A 15,557-nucleotide genomic window follows, 5' to 3' on the forward strand; every position below is an offset into this window, starting at 1 on the left:
CGCAAGCCAATTGCATGCCATGGTGCATGCGCTCTAAATCACCGCCGCAATGCAGCATGGCTGGCGTCCCATCAGGACCAGCGCAAACGGTTTTCGCTTATGAACCGATCTGCTTTGGTCGTTTGTTGTGCTCGCAATCGAGTTGAGCGGTTCTCCAACAGGATCAAGCAATGTCTTTGACCAGGCAAATCCTCGTCCTAGATTGATGCTGTAGAGCCGGAATATGTGGCGGAGATTCATTCCTCGCGCCCGACAACCATCCCGGCCCGTCTACGTCTCGCGACTTTCTTGGTAACCGGTAGCTTCATCTATGAGGCGCATAGTGCATGAGCGTTGAAGCCGCTCGGCGATAATTCCGGCGCGGTGAGCAACGTTGCGCTGAACGGCCTTTAGGACTCCGGCTCGTTGGGCGCGCGCAAAGACATCGCAGACCTCCGGCAGGAAGTTCGCCGCGTACCCGAATGCCTTAAAGCCCTGCTTGGTACGAAATTCGATCTGGTTAGCCATCATAACCAACTCTTCGCCGATAAAGGGCTTTAGGTTCTGCACTGTCAAAAAAGCAGGGAGATTGGCGCCGCTCCTGTAATACTGACGTCCCTTGGGGGGGCGAATGCGACCTAGGCCCACCATGAAGCCACTCTGAGTCACTAGGCGCTGTCCGTCATCGAGAACGGCAACCTCAATCTCGATGCCTCCAAACCGGATGACGCCTTCATGCGTCGCCCGCGGCAAGTGTCTCGCCCAACGGGCCTTGGCGGCCTTCCGCGCAATTTCGCGTCGCTCGTCACCGGATAGCGCGGCTGCTCTGGCTGTGCCGCCAGCGGCTCGGGCGGGAACTCCCCACTTCACTTTCCACCGCGTTCTCTTCCGCTCGTGGCCGTGGTTCAAACTCAGTTTTCTACTGGTACTCATATTTTCAGGAATATAGTTGGAAAACGAAATTGCAAGCACAGACGAAACAGAATGCCTGTTAGGAGCCGTGCTTGCGGCTAGTAATGTTACCCTTCGAGCAGACCCGGGTCATTCAAAACGTCCTTAACACGTGCGGGTGAAGAGCTGTGCCAGACCGCTGTGCAGAATGCCTTGAGGATCACGTCTCTGCATTGAATTTGTGGAACCGGCCGAAACGTCGCGGCGAGAGCTTGAGCCACACTGAGTGCGCGGTAGACATCCCGCTCCTGATAGAGCTTCAGACCAAGCAGGCTTCCCAACAATCCACCCCAGAAGCTGTGCTTGTGAGAGCGTACCAAGACGCCCCTGCTGCCAACAGAGACCCAACAGGCGTCCCCGCTGTCCAGGATGATCGTTGCGTCATGGCCAAATTTCTCATTGATGTAGAGGAGGCGCGGCATCACTTCAGCACTTCAAGTACATTTCGCAAACTCAGAAAGGCCGAACGGCTGAGGGCCCAAGATCTTTAGGCCCAAGAAGATCATTAATCTACCTTCGCCTCCGATAGGACCAGCTCCCTTGCAGCTCGTATAGCGCGTGACTTGTCTTATTCCAAAGTCATAGCCGGGATGATGCGGGATGGCTTGAACTCGGCCGGATTCGCCAGCACAATGGGCCGAGTTCATCGCTGAATTTCCAATGTAAACAAGAAGATAGGGAAGACGCACGTGGGACATGGAATGAAGGCCGCAATCGCGCTTGCAACCGCGCTTTGTGGCGCGCCGGCTGTTGCGGGCTGGGAGCCGACGAAACCGGTGGAGATCGTAGTGGCGGCGGGCGCGGGTGGCGCCTCCGACCAGATGGCCCGGATGATGCAGGCCGCGATCCAGAAGAACAATCTGATGAAGCAGCCGATGGTGGTCTCGCTCAAGGGCGGCGCCTCCGGCGCGGAAGCGCTGATGTACATGAAGTCCAGCGAGGGCGATCCCAACAAGGTGCTGATCGCCTATTCGCTGATCTACATGCTGCCGCTGTCGGCGAAGATCCCGTTCAACTGGCGCGAGCTGACGCCGGTCTCCGTGGTGGCGCTCGACCAGTTCGTGCTGTGGGACAACAGCGCGGGCCCCAAGACGTTGAAGGACTTCGTCGCGGCCGCCAAGGCTGCGAGCGCGCCGTTCAAGATGGGCGGCACCGGCTCCAAGCGCGAGGACCACGTGCTCACCGTGTTCCTGGAGCAGAAGACCGGCGCGAAATTCTCCTATCTGCCCTACAAATCCGGCGGCGAGGCCGCGACCCAGCTGGTCGGCAACCACACCGAAGCCAACGTCAACAACCCATCCGAAAATCTCGAGGTCTGGCGCGCCGGCCAAGTGCGTCCGCTCTGCGTGTTCGACAGGGAGCGCATTGCCTACACGACCAAGGTGACCGACACCCAGTCCTGGGCCGACATCCCGACCTGCAAGGAGGAGGGCGTCGACGTGCAATATCTGATGCTGCGCGCGATGTTCCTGCCCGGCAAGGTCACGCCGGAGCAGCAGGCGTTCTACGTCGATCTGTTCCACAAGGTGACGCAGACCGCGGAGTACAAGGACTACATGGAGAAGCAGGCCTTGAAGCCGATCTTCCTCTCCGGCAAGGACATGGTGCAGTTCCTCGAAGAGGACGATGCGCTGAACAAGCAGCTGATGACGGAAGCCGGCTTCGTCGCGAAGTAGCTCTCTTCCCTCTCGCCCTGTTCTTACGGGGAGAGGGCAGGGTGAGGGGCTCTCTCGACGAGTTGAGCTCGTGGAGAGAGCATCTCACCCGGCGCTTTGCCATAGCCAGAGCTTCGCTTCGGCGTTCTAGAGAACGGCCGCGGATCCGGCCTCTGCCTCTCCCCGTCAGCACGGGAAGAGATGCACAATCCCCAGCCTCGCATCTGAGCCCATGTCCCAAACCGATATCGAAATCGTCGTCGAGGATCCTACCGCGCCCGAAGACGATTCCCCCTCCGTCGTCTCTTCCGGCACGATCGAGATCGTCGTCTGCCTGCTGCTGCTCGCGCTCGCGGTCACGCTCGGCTACGACAATTGGCGCACCGGCGCGTCCTGGGATGCGACCGGGCCGGAGCCCGGCTATTTCCCGTTCTATCTGTGCGTCATTCTCGCCGGCGGCAGCCTCTACGGTCTGATCGCCGCGCTGCTGGCGCGGCGCGTCTCGCCCGCAACCTTCGTCACGCGCGCGCAAGGCCGCCGCGTGCTCGCGGTGTTCGTGCCGACGCTGCTGTTCTGCCTGGCGACGCAGTTCCTTGGCCTCTATGTCGCGAGCTTTCTCCTGATCGCGGGCTTCATGCGCCTCGTCGGCCGGATCGCGCTGTGGAAGTCGCTGCTCACCGCGTTTGCGTTCACGGCCATCATGTTCGTCACCTTCGACCTCGCCTTCGACGTCATCATGCCGAAGGGACCGCTCGAAGCGGCCCTCGGCCGCTAGGCGGAGCCCCCGCGCGATGGAAGCTCTCGGTCTCCTGCTCCACGGCTTTGCCGTCCTGCTGACGTGGAAGACGCTCGTGCTCATGATGGTCGGGCTGGTGCTCGGCATCTTCGTCGGCGTGCTGCCCGGGCTCGGCGGCCCCAACGGCGTTGCGATCCTGTTGCCGCTGACCTTCACGATGGACCCGACCTCGGCCATCGTGATGCTGTCCTGCATCTATTGGGGCGCGTTGTTCGGCGGTGCCATCACCTCGATCCTGTTCAACATCCCGGGCGAAGCCTGGTCGGTCGCGACCACTTTCGACGGCTATCCGATGGCGCAGCAGGGCAGGGCGGCGGAGGCGCTGACTGCGGCGTTCACCTCTTCCTTCATCGGCTCGCTGGTCGCGGTGCTCCTGATCACCTTCCTCGCGCCGATGATCTCGTCCTTTGCGCTGAAATTCGGCCCGCCCGAGTTCTTTGCGGTGTATCTCCTCACCTTCTGCTCCTTCGTCGGCCTCGGGCGCGAAGCCAAGCACAAGACCGTCATCTCGATGTCGCTGGGCCTGCTGCTGGCCGGCATCGGCATGGATACGGTGTCCGGCAGTCTGCGCATGACCTTCGGCTCGCCGGAGCTCTTGCGCGGCATCAACTTCCTGGTCGCCGTCATCGGCCTGTTCGGCATCAGCGAGATCCTGCTGACGATGGAGGAGCGCCTTGCGCTGCGCGGGCATGCGGCTAGCATCTCGCTGCGCGTCGTGCTCGGCGTCTGGAAGGATCTGCCGAAATACTGGGTGACGCTGCTGCGCTCCTCTTTCATCGGTTGCTGGCTCGGCATCACCCCGGGCGGTGCGATCGCGGCCTCCTTCATGGGCTACAATCTGGCAAAACGTTTCGCCAAGGAGCCCGAGGGCTTCGGCAAGGGCCGCATCGAGGGCGTGTTCGCGCCGGAGACGGCGGCACATGCCTCCGGCACCTCGGCGCTGCTGCCGATGCTGGCGCTCGGCATTCCCGGCTCGGGCACGGCCGCGATCCTGCTCGGCGGCCTGATGGTGTGGGGCCTCAATCCGGGGCCGCTGCTGTTCGTCGAGCACAAGGACTTCGTCTGGGGCCTGATAGCCTCGATGTATCTCGGCAACGTCGTCGGCCTCGTGCTGGTGCTGACGACGGTGCCGATCTTCGCCTCGATCCTGCGCGTGCCGTTCGCGGCGGTGGCGCCGATGATCGTGGTGTCCTGCGCGATCGGCGCCTATGCCATCCAGAACGCGATGTTCGACATCTGGCTGATGCTGGGTTTCGGCGTGGTGGGCTACGTCTTCAAGAAGATCGGCATTCCGCTGGCCCCGTTCACCTTGGCGCTCGTGCTCGGCAACCGCGCCGAGGATGCCTTCCGCCTGTCGATGATCGGCTCGGGCGGGACGTTGAAGGTGTTCTGGTCGAACGGCCTGGTCGGCTCGATCACGACCTTGGCGCTTCTGCTGCTGTTCTGGCCGGTGATCGACCGCCTGATCAGCCGTATCGGCAGGAAGGCGGCGGGGCAAAACGGGCGACGCAGATAAAAGTTGAATTCTATCACTGCTTTAGCATGATCGTGTCGTCACCGTCCGGTCGCTGACGCCTGTGGTTGTTTCCAGATGTTGCAGTTGCGCGACAGCCTGGGCCGGGCTTGTTGCGTATGCTTCCCGTAGATTTTCTTCTTTTCACGGGGCATTGCAATGAAGCAGGTTGTGATGGGAATTCTGGCGGCATCACTGGTCGCGAGCAGCGCACTGGCCGCGGATCTGGCTTCGAAGCCCTACGTGAAGGCCGCGGCCGTCGTCGATCCGGTCTGGAGTTGGACGGGCTTCTACGCCGGATTGAACGCCGGATACAGTTGGGGCAGGGCGGAGACCACTGTGGCGCCGATCGCATTGCCATTCCCGGCCACACAATTCAGCTCGTTCGGCCAGAATGTCGACGGTTGGCTGGCCGGCGGACAGCTGGGCTATAACTGGCAGGTCGACCCGAAATGGGTCGTCGGCCTCGAGGGCGACATTCAGGCGACCGGCGAGCGGTCGTCGCGGACGGTGACCACCACGAGCGCGCGTTACGGCTCGAACATCATCGGCCTGCCAATCGGCACCGATTTCAATTCCATTGCGACGCTCACCGCAAATCTCTCCTATGATCTGCAATGGTTCGCGACGTTCCGCTGGCGCGTCGGCGTCCTGTCGGATCCGCAGACGCTCTGGTACGCGACCGGTGGTCTCGCTGTCGGCGAGTTCAAATATTCGTCCGCGACCACCCTTGGAATCCAAGTCTTCGGACCGGGTCTCGGCGGTACGACTCCGCTCGGCGCGTTCAGCTTTCCGATCGGGGCGGGGACGAGCAGCACCGATACCCGGGTCGGCTGGACGGTGGGCGCCGGCGTCGAACGCAAGTTCACCCGCAATTGGTCGGCCAAGCTCGAATATCTCTACATGGATTTCGGCAGCAAGACCTACTTCGCGGGAACAGCCAACCAGGCGGATGTCAGCTTCCACGATCACGTGCTGCGTGCTGGATTTAACTACGCTTTCAACCCGGCCCCGGTGGTCGCGAAGTACTGAAATCATAAGGCGGCAACCTGCAGCAAAGCCCGGCCTCGCGCCGGGCTTTAGCGTTTTCGGCTGGGGCGATCCTGCTCGGCGGCCTCAATGTATGGGGCCTCAATCCGGAGCCGCTGCTGTTCGTCGAGCACGAGGACTTCGTCTGGGGCCTGATCGCTTCGATGTATCTCGGCAGTGTCGTCGTTCTCGTGCTGGCGCTGACGACGGTGCAGATCTTCCTCGATCCTGCGCGTGCCGTTCGCGGCGGTGGCGCCGATGATCGTGGTGTCCTGCGCGATCGGCGCCTATCAGATCTGAAAGGTCCTATCGGCTCGCTGCAAAATCATGCCTGCTGCGAGACTAACGCCAATAACGTATATCCAGCCTGGCACAAAATCGAATAGATGCGAATTGAACAAAGAGCTAACTATGTTTTGTACGATGACGATGAAGCCAAGCCATGGATAAAATCCTGGCCCCCGAAAGAGGGCCAGCTGGCCAAGCCACATTGTGAACAACATTGTACAGCCGATAAGCCCCCATTGTACGGCGACACTAAGAGTCTGATTGTGCGGGTTACTGATGGATTGTGCTGCAAGTCCAGTTTGGCCTTGAGCGGCGCGATCGAACACCATCTGCACTGATCCTGTGCCATGTCCAAGAACTGGAGCCTCTCGAAAAGAAGCGAGAGACTTGCGCCAAAACTCTAACCGCATTCCGGCCGACGTTATCTCATTGCTTACGCTGTATTTTGAATATTCGAGCAGGATGCTGTTCGTCCTGTCTCGAAGTGTAGAAGAGCCAAGCCAAGCGGACCCAACTAAGAAAAGAAAGCAGACAATTGCTCCATAGAATATCGAGCGTGGTAGATAGAAAACTGCAAAAAAGAAGAGCATTATAGGAACATACACTAGAGCTGTCCGGGCAAGTACAACGAAAGATAGATTTAGAAGAAATGCGATCGACAGTGCCAGCAGAAGGATCGCCAGACTGACTCTTTGAGATCTGATCAACTCAAGGATCGGCCACGCCAAAACAACGGCGCACAAAGCAAACGATTGGCTTTGATCAATATAATTCTTTACAGGAACGCCAGGCTGTAGACTTGCAGTCGGGGTGAGAGTTGGCACGAGGACTGTGACCCAAGACAGAACCAGGAGAGCAGTACAAGATCCGAGGAATGCCCATAGTATCCATACCGTACGCGACGACTTGCGGAAGTGATATAGTAAGAGAGGCATCATAAGGAACTTTAGGGTAGGATTTACCCCCCGCAGCCGATCGGCCAAAGGTACGTCGGTCGCCCACAAAGTGCCTAGCAACGCTAGCGCAAACAGGCCCACAGCAAACCCGCTTCTGGAGCGGCGTACCAAGTCGATAAGTTCTTCGATCCGTATCCTTGGACACACACTAAGAACAAAAAGGGCGCTGAAGATAGAAGTGATGGTTGTGGACCATGGCAGCGATGCGACCATGATCACAGCGAGTAGATCGCTCATGGCGATCGAGCTTGAGAGGGTCAGACAGCGCCGTAAATGTTTAGCCCAGATGTACTGTTTCGTGTCTGCGGTAGATGAACTAAACTGGGTTTCCATAGTCCCTCGAAGGCATACATAGGCCGGGCGCTTCGGGCCGCGGGTCATATTCACAGCTCAACCACTCGAGCAAATCAGACGATGTGGGCTTCTCTCAAGCCTGCGATCTCGTCCGCGCCGAACCCGAACTCTTTCAGCACCTCGTCGGTCTGCTCGCCGAATTCCGGCGGTCGCGCCACCATCCTGCTCGGCGTGCGCGACAGCGTCACGGGCTGGCCGACCAGGCGGATATGCCGGCCTTCATCGTTCGGCACGTCCTGCGCAATGCCGAGATGCTTGACCTGCGCGTCCTCGAACATCTGGTCGATGGCGTAGATCGGCCCGCAAGGCACGCCGGCCTCGTTGAGTTCGCGGACCCACGTCTCGGTCGACTTCGTCGCGGTGCGCTTCTCGATCTCGGCGTTGAGCGCATCGCGATTCCTGGAGCGGGCGGGAGCCGTCGCATAGTCGGGATGAGTGTAGAGCTCGGGCGCGCCGATCGCTTGCGCGCAGCGCTCCCAGATCCGCCCGCCCGTGGTGGCAATGTTGATGTAGCCGTCGGAGGTCTTGAACACGCCGGTCGGAATGCTGGTCGGATGGTTGTTGCCGGCCTGTTTGGCGACCTCCTTCTCCATCAGCCAGCGCGCGGCCTGGAAGTCGAGCATGAAGATCTGGGCCTGCAGCAGCGAGGTCTGCACCCACTGGCCCTCGCCCGAGACCTCGCGCTCGAGCAGGGCGGTGAGGATGCCCATCGCGCAAAACAGACCGGCACTGAGGTCGGCGACGGGGATGCCGACCCGCATCGGGCCTTCGCCCGGCGCGCCGGTGATCGACATCAGCCCGCCCATGCCTTGCGCGATCTGATCGAAGCCCGGCCGCTTGTGGTAGGGGCCGTCCTGGCCGAAGCCGGAGATGCTGCCATAGACGATGCGCGGGTTGATCGCGGCGAGGCTGTCGTAGTCGATGCCGAGCTTCTTCTTCACGTCGGGCCGGAAATTCTCGACCACGACGTCGGCCTTGACGGCGAGGCGCTTGAACACCGCGAGCCCGCGCTCGTCCTTCAGGTTCAGTGTCATTGCCCGCTTGTTGCGGTGCAAATTCTGAAAGTCGGAACCGCGCCGCGGCCCGCCCGGCTGCTCGCCGCCGGCATCCTCGGTCAGCGCGTCGATCTTGACGACGTTGGCGCCCCAGTCGGCGAGCTGTCGCACGCAGGTCGGCCCGGAGCGAACACGGGTCAGATCGAGCACGGTGAAGCGCGACAGGGCTTCCGAGGCATGCGGGAAGGGCATCGTGAAAGGCTCCGGGAGAATTGCTAACCTACCATATTGGCTGACAGGGGAGCGGCAAAGTCCCTCCGGGCGTTGGTTCGCTCTGCACGCGGAAGGACGTCGCGACGGCAGCGTCGATGATTGTCGATCACGGAATGCTAAGGTGGGCCGGTCCCTTGACTTCGAGGGGCCGATCCGCTTGCTCCGAAACAGGACGACCGCGGCCTGTCCAGAACAGTCTAGTCTGGTCGCACCTATCGCTGTGCAAAAGTCTAGGTTGCGGGAGCCTTCCGATCGGGCGAGCAGGCCCCTACAACCGCATACAGCGAACCAGCGCGGCAGGGCGTCATCTGGAAATCGGATACGATCCCGAAGACGAGGGTAGCCAGGGCAAAAGCAGCGACGAGGCCGATCCAGTTCATTCCACGAGAGTACTTGAAGTTGTCCGCCAAACCAAGCGGCGCTAGGTGCCCCGGTTAGTCAGTGAATGGGGCCGCGTCTGTCGATCAGGGCAGCGCCACGTCTTCCAGAACGGACAGCGGTTGCTCGTGGAAAGGGGGTCCGGAAGACGATACCACATACCAATGTTGGATCGTACCGAGAAATGGCGATTGATTACACTTTGCGCAGCGCTGTGCCAGTTCTCCCAACGAGCTACTTGATTTGACCCGGACTCCCTCCTTAGTTGGGATCAACCACGGCGCGAAGATCTTCGGGGTGATTCACGCACGCCCGGCCGTAGAGCTAGAGTGTCTTAAATGACTTGAGGTTTGCAATCTCCTCGACGAAAGCCAGTCTCTTCAAGCACCTTTTTCCGCTGCTCGCCGAATTCCGACGGCCACGCCACCATCCGCCAGGCCTACGCGAGAGCTACGGGGCTGGTTCCCGATATGCGGCCTTCATCCTTCGGCACCTCCTCAGCGATACCAAGATGCTTGACCTGCGCGTCCTCGAACATCTGCTAGGTCGATAGATCGCCCCGTAGGGGGCGCCGGCCTCATTGAGCTCGCGGACCCAGGTCTCGCTCGACTTCGTCACCACGCGTTTCTCCGTCTCCGCGTTGGGCGCGTCGCTGTTCTTGGAACGGGCGGGGGCCGTCGCTTGGTCCGGATGGGCCAGATATCCGCACGCAGGTCGGCCCGGAGCGGACACGGGTCAGATCGAACACGGTGAAGCGCGACAGGGCTTCCAAGGCATGCGGAAAGGGCATCGTGAAAGGCTCCGGGTCAGACTGCGGGCCTACCATAGTACCCAGAGATCACGCGACAAGTCGGGCCGGCGCTGATGCCGCCTGCTGATATGCTATGGCTGTCGCGGGCCCGAAAGATCAGCGCGACAGGCGCTGCAAGTCTGCACGAGCCTGCTCGGCCAGCGGATCGTCGCCATGGCGCGCAATGAAAAGCTCAAGGGCCTCCCGCGTTCCCTTCCGGCGGGCAGCTTCATATTCCTCTGCCACCGCAGCGGCAGGATCTCGCGCCATCGGCATGGAGGGCGCGCGCCCTGCCTTGCTGGTGTCGTCTGCTTTGGCCCTCTCCACCATCACAGGCAGTCCTCCGAGAGGTTGATCGGACGGTCCAGCAAGCGCAACTAAGGCACCAAGCAGGCCGGCCTGGAGTGTGCGTCGATTCATGAAACCCTGCAAATCACGGTGTTCCGGAACCAAACTCTATGCTCGCGTTCCGTATGAATACGGGACTTAATGGCTAACACAGCGTTTTGGGAGCCGCGCAAACGCCGCTGCCCCATTTAAACCAAACGTTTAACTCTCTAGCTAGAATCATGTGCCCCCGCGGCGAATCACACGACGCGTTGCTTTGGAGAGTCAATTGGCCACCGCCGTTAACGTCAGTGCCACTAACAACGCCGAGATCGACGGCCTGCTGTCGGGAGTCAAATGGTCGGGCACCATAACCTACAGCTTTCCTGACGCGCCGAGCGATTATTCCAATCCCTATTACGGCGGCAGCAGCGAGCCGACCACGTCGGGCTTTGGCTCGGCACCTACGCAGATCCAGACGGCGATCAATTACGCCATCGGATTGATCCTCGCCTACACCAACGCCGACATCCAATATGCGGGCACGAACGGCGCCGACCTCATGATTGCGCAGTCGCCGGCCGCCAATCCGACTGCCTACGCCTACTATCCCGGCAATTATGCGCCCGGCGGCGACATCTGGTTCGGGACTCAATACAATTTCTCGCTGGCCAAGCTCGGCAATTACTACTTCACCACTGCGCTGCACGAGCTCGGACACGCGATCGGCCTCAAGCACAGCCAGGAGGCCGGCGGCCCCGGCAACGTCCCGGTGCCGAGCGCGCATGACAACAGCGAATACACCGTCATGAGCTATCGAAGCTATGCCGGCGCTTCGACCACGGGCGGCTATACCAACGAAGCCTACGGATATTCGCAGACCTACATGGCGAACGATATCCTCGCGCTTCAGACTATGTACGGCGCGGATTACACGACGCAGAGCAGCAGCACCGTCTACACCTGGAATCCGACCACGGGGCAGCTCTTCATCAACGGCGCCGGTCAGCTCGCACCCGGCGGCGGCGCGGGCGGCTCGGCCAACCGCATCTACGAGACGATCTGGGACGGCGGGGGCGTCGATACCTACGACCTGTCGAACTACACGACGAACCTGAGCATCAACCTCAATCCCGGTGCTTCGTCGGTGTTTTCCTCCGTGCAACTGGCCTATCTCGGCGACGGCCACTACGCATCGGGCAACGTCTACAACGCCTATCTTTATAACGGCGACGCGCGCTCCTACATCGAAAATGCCACCGGCGGGTCCGGCAACGACACGATCGTCGGCAACGCCATCGCGAACGCCCTCAACGGCGCCGGCGGCGGCGACACCATCACGGGCGGCGGCGGCAACGACACCATCGTCGGTGGCTCCGGCACCGATACCGCGGTGTACTCCGGCAACAAGGCGAATTACGGAATCAGCTACAACTCGACCACGCAGTTTTTCACGCTGGTCGACCTGCGTTCCGGCACGCCTGACGGCACCGATACAGTGTCGGGCGTTGAAAATTTCCGGTTCGTTGATGGCACGGTATCGAGCACTACGCTTGCTAGCCCGCCGGTCGCGATCGAATCTTTTGGCTCCGTCGAACTCGTGCAATGGGGAGGTTATTACTATCTGGACTCTATTTCGACTGGCACTGGCCCAACTCTCAAATCTGGAGGTGCTGCGATCGCGGTTGGACAGTGCGGGCCTTATGTACCGATCGGTGCGGAGCAGACAGGATCTGGCTACGACGTCGTTTGGAAAAACGGCAGCGCCGACCAGTACGTGGTGTGGAGTACCGATAGCAATGGGAATTACGTCTCCAGCCTTACTTCCGTCGTTTCGGGCACGAGTACGACACTACAATCGTATGAAGCCGTTCTCCATCAGGATCTGAATGGCGACGGGACCGTTGGTGTAACGGCAACCACCACCGCGATCGAGTCGGCAGGCTCCACCACGCTTTCGCAGGTTGGATCCAACTATTACCTCTATACGGGCGGCATCGGCCTCTCGCTCAAGTCTGGCGGTGTGGCGATCACGGTCGGACAGTGCGGGTCTTATGCGCCGATCGGTGCGGAGCAGACGGGCGCCGGCTACGACGTCGTTTGGAAGAACGGCAGCGCCGACCAGTACGTGGTGTGGGGTACCGATAGCAACGGAAATTACGTCTCCAGCCTTACCTCCGTTGTTTCAGGCACGAGTGCGACACTACAATCGTATGAAGCCGTTCTCCATCAGGATCTGAATGGGGACGGGACCGTTGGTGCAGCGCCCGCCACCACCGCGATCGAGTCGGCGGGCTCCACCACGCTTTCGCAGATTGGGTCCAATTATTACCTCTACACGGGTGGCGCCGGCCCCTCACTCAAGTCTGGCGGCGCGGCGATCACGGTTGGACAGTGTGGGTCTTATGTACCGATCGGTGCGGAGCAGACAGGATCTGGCTACGACGTCGTTTGGAAAAACGGCAGCGCCGACCAGTACGTGGTGTGGAGTACCGATAGCAACGGAAATTACGTCTCCAGCCTTACCTCCGTTGTTTCAGGCACGAGTGCGACACTACAATCGTATGAAGCCGTTCTCCATCAGGATCTGAATGGGGACGGGACCGTTGGTGCAGCGCCCGCCACCACCGCGATCGAGTCGGCGGGCTCCACCACGCTTTCGCAGATTGGGTCCAATTATTACCTCTACACGGGTGGCGCCGGCCCCTCACTCAAGTCTGGCGGCGCGGCGATCACGGTTGGACAGTGTGGGTCTTATGTACCGATCGGTGCGGAGCAGACAGGATCTGGCTACGACGTCGTTTGGAAAAACGGCAGCGCCGACCAGTACGTGGTGTGGAGTACCGATAGCAACGGAAATTACGTCTCCAGCCTTACCTCCGTTGTCTCAGGCACGAGTCCGACGCTGCAATCGTATGAATCCGTTCTCCATCAGGATCTGAATGGAGACGGGACGATCGCCGCAGCCACTACCGGTCAAGGAGCGGTCGGCGACAATTTCGCTTTTCGAGCAGTGCTCCGGGAAGGAGGAGGTATGATCAGCAGGGTCGAGCCCGCGTCTGGGGATTTCACGTCGTTGTTTCACGCGGTGCAGGATGCGTTCGTAAAGAGTATTGAGGAGTCTGTCCTGAAATCGGTAGAGATAATCGAACATGCCGATACCGGTCCTGCGCCTCGGTTTGTCGATCCGATGGACCACTTCCATCTTATTTGAAGTCTTCGATGTCGTTCTACTCATAGAATGACGAATAGTTAGATCGGCAAATTGCCGCCTGAAGCCCGGTCATTCTAATCGTGCCGCCGTTTTTTTACACGCTCTTATCAAACCCGCGATCGCCCTGCGGCCACCGCGCGACGCGCCAGTATAACGGCAAATGAAAGCATTATTGCGGGGCGCGCTCCAGCTAGCTTCATCGAATATCGTACCGACAGCGCGTCAATTCGTGATCCCAGAAATTTCCTTGATCTCATTCACTATCGGCAGGAAGTTGCTGATAAAATAGCTGGTGCCTCATAGGGGCCCTTCAACCAATGCGGTCGAGCAAAGTCTTCTAGCCTTACAGCAGTAGTCTTCTTGTTTCATCGATCGTTAACGTTTATCGATTATTAACTCTTTAGGTCGAATTAGGGACTGCCTTTGACTGCCCGTCTCGTGGAAATATGGAACCACATGCCAGGTGCATTGCGCGAACTACTTCTGGGACTCGTTGTCGTTGGGGCTCTGTCAACGCCACTGCTGGCCTACACAGAACGCGCGAGCCAGTTGTCACAAGAACAGATAAACGAATTTAGGACGCAGTTCCTGAAATTGAGAGACGATAGGAATGCGGCCCTTGATCAACGCGTCGCACTAGGTCGGTAACCGATTTGAGAGCTCATCGAGTACTTCGCCATGGAGCTTGGATATTTACCCCTAGCCTGACGTAGCCCCCGTTCTGCCCGATTCGCAACACCTTCGGCCAATGCCTCAACGAGAACGGGCATCAAACAGCATCCAGTCGCTTCCGATCTTGCCCGGACCCCGATCCAGGATGACATTGTGCTCGGGCGCCAATTTGCGTGGCGGGGCGGCCGGGCGGGTTTTCGTGATATTCATTAAGTTTTTCAATGGCTTCTAGCTGGCGCCCAGTTGTATTTCCCCGCGACAGTTCCGGATCCGTTAGGGGGACGGCGGCTCATTCGAACTGGCCTCAAGCGGCCGGAGTGGTTAGAAGCAGCCGTCACAAGCCGGGATCGCCAGGTCGGGTGGCCCGACGAGAGGGGAACTGAAACTTTGCGAAAAGTACTTTTGACGGGGGCGGGCGGCTTCATCGGATCGCACCTTGCGGAAGAGCTGGTCCGGCGCAATGTCGCGGTGCGCGCCTTCGTGCACTACAACAGCATGGGCTCGCACGGCTGGCTCGATTCCTCGCCGCCCGACATCCGCAAGGAATTCGACGTCTTCGCCGGCAATGTGTGCGACCCCAACGGCGTGCGCACCGCGATGAAGGGGTGCGACGCCGTCCTGCATCTCGCCGCGTTGATCGCGATTCCCTACTCCTATCACTCGCCCGACACCTATGTCGAAGCCAACATCCGCGGCACGCTCAACGTGCTGCAGGCGGCGCGCGATCTCGGCGTCGAGAAGGTGATCCACACCTCGACTAGCGAGGTCTACGGCACCGCGCAATTCGTTCCGATCACCGAGGAGCACCCGCTGCAGGGCCAGTCGCCTTATTCCGCGACCAAGATCGGCGCCGATCAGCTCGCGCTGTCGTTCGAGCGCTCGTTCGGCACGCCGGTGACGGTGGTACGTCCGTTCAACACCTACGGCCCGCGGCAATCGGCCCGCGCGGTGATCCCTACCATCATCACCCAGATCGCGGCCGGCGCGCGCAAGATCAAGCTCGGCAGCATCCATCCGACGCGCGACTTCAACTACGTCGCAGATACCGTCGGCGGCTTCCTGGTGGCGCTCGATTCCAAGGCTGGCGTCGGCGAGGTCATCAACATCGGCAGCGCCTTCGAGATCTCGATCGGCGACACCGCGCGGCTGATCGCCGGGCTGATGGAAGCGGAAATCGAGATCGAGCATGACGACGTTCGCGTGCGCCCCGAGCGCAGCGAGGTCGAGCGTCTCTGGGCGTCCAACGCCAAGGCGCAAAAGCTGCTCGGCTGGTCGCCGCGCTTCGGCGGCGTGGACGGCCTGCGCAAGGGGCTCGAACAAACCATCGCCTGGTTCACCAAAGAGGAGAACTTGGCCCGCTATCGCGTCAATGCCTATACGTTGTGAG

11 protein-coding genes and 1 pseudogene are annotated in these 15,557 nt (G+C 60.2%); 7 read left to right on the forward strand and 5 right to left on the reverse strand.

Annotation, left to right across the window (positions count from 1 at the left end):
- Positions 1-270: 270 nt before the first annotated feature.
- Both I6F21_RS06230 and I6F21_RS06235 read right to left on the reverse strand, forming a co-directional pair.
- Positions 271-732, reverse strand: a complete 462-nt coding sequence (locus I6F21_RS06230; RefSeq protein ID WP_225130432.1) for a hypothetical protein — start codon at positions 730-732, stop codon at positions 271-273.
- A 266-nt stretch (positions 733-998) separates the two neighbouring features.
- Positions 999-1,352, reverse strand: coding sequence for a hypothetical protein (locus I6F21_RS06235; RefSeq protein ID WP_109143036.1), 354 nt, complete (start codon positions 1,350-1,352; stop codon positions 999-1,001).
- Positions 1,353-1,631: 279 nt separating this feature from the next.
- On the opposite strand from I6F21_RS06235, the gene I6F21_RS06240 reads away from it, so the two are divergent.
- The 5 genes and pseudogenes from I6F21_RS06240 to I6F21_RS06260 form a co-directional block, all read left to right on the forward strand.
- Entirely contained in the window at positions 1,632-2,606 is a 975-nt protein-coding gene (locus I6F21_RS06240) for a tripartite tricarboxylate transporter substrate-binding protein (RefSeq protein ID WP_192893135.1), read from the forward strand.
- 211 nt (positions 2,607-2,817) lie between these two features.
- On the forward strand, positions 2,818-3,360 hold the full coding sequence (locus I6F21_RS06245; protein WP_109143038.1) for a tripartite tricarboxylate transporter TctB family protein: 543 nt from the start codon (positions 2,818-2,820) through the stop codon (positions 3,358-3,360).
- 16 nt (positions 3,361-3,376) lie between these two features.
- A complete protein-coding gene (locus tag I6F21_RS06250; RefSeq protein ID WP_225182915.1) occupies positions 3,377-4,897 on the forward strand; it encodes a tripartite tricarboxylate transporter permease in 1,521 nt (506 codons plus the stop codon).
- A gap of 156 nt (positions 4,898-5,053) precedes the next feature.
- Entirely contained in the window at positions 5,054-5,926 is an 873-nt protein-coding gene (locus tag I6F21_RS06255; protein ID WP_225182916.1) for an outer membrane beta-barrel protein, read from the forward strand.
- 65 nt (positions 5,927-5,991) lie between these two features.
- Positions 5,992-6,214: pseudogene (locus I6F21_RS06260) on the forward strand (tripartite tricarboxylate transporter permease); the annotation flags it as partial.
- Here the strand turns inward: I6F21_RS06260 and I6F21_RS06265 are convergent.
- The 3 genes from I6F21_RS06265 to I6F21_RS06275 form a co-directional block, all read right to left on the reverse strand.
- Positions 6,214-7,500, reverse strand: a complete 1,287-nt coding sequence (locus tag I6F21_RS06265; protein ID WP_249787459.1) for an O-antigen ligase family protein — start codon at positions 7,498-7,500, stop codon at positions 6,214-6,216. The pseudogene I6F21_RS06260 and the gene I6F21_RS06265 sit on opposite strands and share 1 nt — an antisense overlap.
- A 74-nt stretch (positions 7,501-7,574) precedes the next feature.
- Positions 7,575-8,768: a CoA transferase gene (locus I6F21_RS06270; protein WP_225182917.1), complete on the reverse strand. Its 1,194-nt coding sequence runs from the start codon at positions 8,766-8,768 to the stop codon at positions 7,575-7,577.
- 1,306 nt (positions 8,769-10,074) lie between these two features.
- On the reverse strand, positions 10,075-10,287 hold the full coding sequence (locus I6F21_RS06275) for a hypothetical protein (RefSeq protein ID WP_346277132.1): 213 nt from the start codon (positions 10,285-10,287) through the stop codon (positions 10,075-10,077).
- 286 nt (positions 10,288-10,573) lie between these two features.
- On the opposite strand from I6F21_RS06275, the gene I6F21_RS06280 reads away from it, so the two are divergent.
- Both I6F21_RS06280 and I6F21_RS06285 read left to right on the forward strand, forming a co-directional pair.
- On the forward strand, positions 10,574-13,498 hold the full coding sequence (locus I6F21_RS06280; protein WP_225182918.1) for a M10 family metallopeptidase C-terminal domain-containing protein: 2,925 nt from the start codon (positions 10,574-10,576) through the stop codon (positions 13,496-13,498).
- Between the two features lie 1,059 nt (positions 13,499-14,557).
- Entirely contained in the window at positions 14,558-15,556 is a 999-nt protein-coding gene (locus I6F21_RS06285; protein ID WP_225182919.1) for an NAD-dependent 4,6-dehydratase LegB, read from the forward strand.
- Position 15,557: the final 1 nt, after the last annotated feature.

This window comes from Bradyrhizobium sp. NBAIM03, assembly GCF_020194055.1.
Lineage (GTDB): Bacteria > Pseudomonadota > Alphaproteobacteria > Rhizobiales > Xanthobacteraceae > Bradyrhizobium > Bradyrhizobium yuanmingense.